The sequence below is a fragment of the Plasticicumulans sp. genome (genome assembly GCF_035331805.1).
In the GTDB taxonomy this organism is placed as follows: Bacteria; Pseudomonadota; Gammaproteobacteria; order Competibacterales; family Competibacteraceae; genus Plasticicumulans.
In genome coordinates, this window is sequence record NZ_DAOLKE010000554.1 from 1 (window position 1) to 1,534 (window position 1,534).

Below are 1,534 nucleotides of genomic sequence, written 5' to 3' on the forward strand. Positions count from 1 at the left end.
GCCGCTGCCCGGCCTCGCGCCGGCGGCCTCGCGCGCGCTCTGGCTCGAACTCGCCGGCGCCTGGCAGGAATACTCGGCAGCCGACGCCGCCTACCGGACGCTGCTCGATGAAGCCGCCGCGGCCGCCGCCAAGCGCCTGCGTGCCGAGGTCGGCCGCGAGCCGCCGGCCAGCGTGCGTGCGCTGTACGACCGCTGGGTCGAGGCGAGCGAGCACGTCTGGGCGAAGCTGATCCGCGAGCCGCGCTACGCCGAGACGCAGGCGCGGCTGGTGCACGCGATGCTGCACTGCCGCCGCGCGCTGCAGCAGCTCGTCGCCGAACTCGCCGCCCACGTCGACCTGCCGACCCGCGCCGAGATCGACACGCTCGAACTGCGCCTGCACGAGCAGCGCACGCGCCAGCGCCAGCTCGAACGCGAGCTGGCGGCGCTGCGCAGCGCGTTCGCCGGCCGCGGTGACGCGCAGCCATGACGCCCAGCGATTCCGCCGATTCCGCCGGCGCCGATCCGTACGCGGAACTGCTCGACTACGGCCGCCGCCTCGGAGCCGGACTCGACCACCTGCACGCCGGAGGTGCTCCCGAGCTCGCCGCCACGGCGCGCGAGGTCATCTGCCGCGCCGACAAGCTGACGCTGTACCGCTACCTGCCGCGCGTGGCGGCGCCGCAGAAGACGCCGCTGCTGATCGTCTACGCGCTGGTCAACCGCCCGACGATGACCGACCTGCAGCCCGACCGCTCGCTGGTGCGCGGCCTGCTCGATGCCGGGCTCGAGGTCTACCTGATCGACTGGGGCTATCCGGACCGCGCCGACCGGCTGCTGACGCTCGATGACTATGTCAACGGCTACCTGCACGACTGCGTCGAGACGGTCTGCGCCCGCCACGGCCTGCCGGCGATCCACGTGCTCGGCATCTGCCAGGGCGGCGTGCTGAGCCTCGCCTACGCGGCGCTGCACCCCGGGCGCGTGCGCAACCTGATCCCGATGGTGACGCCGGTCGATTTCCACGTGCCGGAGTTCCTGCTGACCAAGCTCGTACGCCCGCTCGATCTCGAGCTGATGATCGGCACCCTCGGCAACATGCCGGGGCCGCTGCTGAACTTCCTGTTCCTGAGCCTGAGCCCCTTCCGTCAGGGCCGGCAGAAATACGTGCACGTCGCCGACCTCGCCGAAGACCCCGGGGCCCTCGCCAACTTCGTGCGCATGGAGCACTGGATCTACGACTGCCCGGACCTCGCCGGCACGGCCTTCCGCGAGTTCGTGACCGCAACCTTCCACGACAACCGCCTGGTGCGCGGCGACTTCGAGATCGGCGGCCGGCGCGTCGATCCGGCCCGGCTGCTGATGCCGATGCTGAACATCTACGCGACGCGCGATCACATCGTGCCGCCGCAGTCCTCGCAGGCGCTGCGCCGACTCTACGGCGGCCGCGACTATTCCGAGATCGCCTTCGACGGCGGCCACATCGGCATCTACGTCAGCCGTCAGGCCAGCCGCCAGATCGCCCCGGCCATCGCCGACTGGCTGCGCAGCCGCG

General features: G+C 71.9%; 2 protein-coding genes. Both read left to right on the forward strand.

What is annotated here, in order from left to right; all coding sequences use genetic code 11:
* Positions 1–469: poly(R)-hydroxyalkanoic acid synthase subunit PhaE (locus PKE44_RS19325; protein ID WP_324554469.1), on the forward strand; the 469-nt coding region annotated here is incomplete at its 5' end.
* Positions 466–1,534 (forward strand): class III poly(R)-hydroxyalkanoic acid synthase subunit PhaC (phaC, locus tag PKE44_RS19330; RefSeq protein WP_324554471.1); only part of this gene is annotated, 1,069 nt, incomplete at its 3' end. The genes PKE44_RS19325 and phaC, both read left to right, overlap by 4 nt.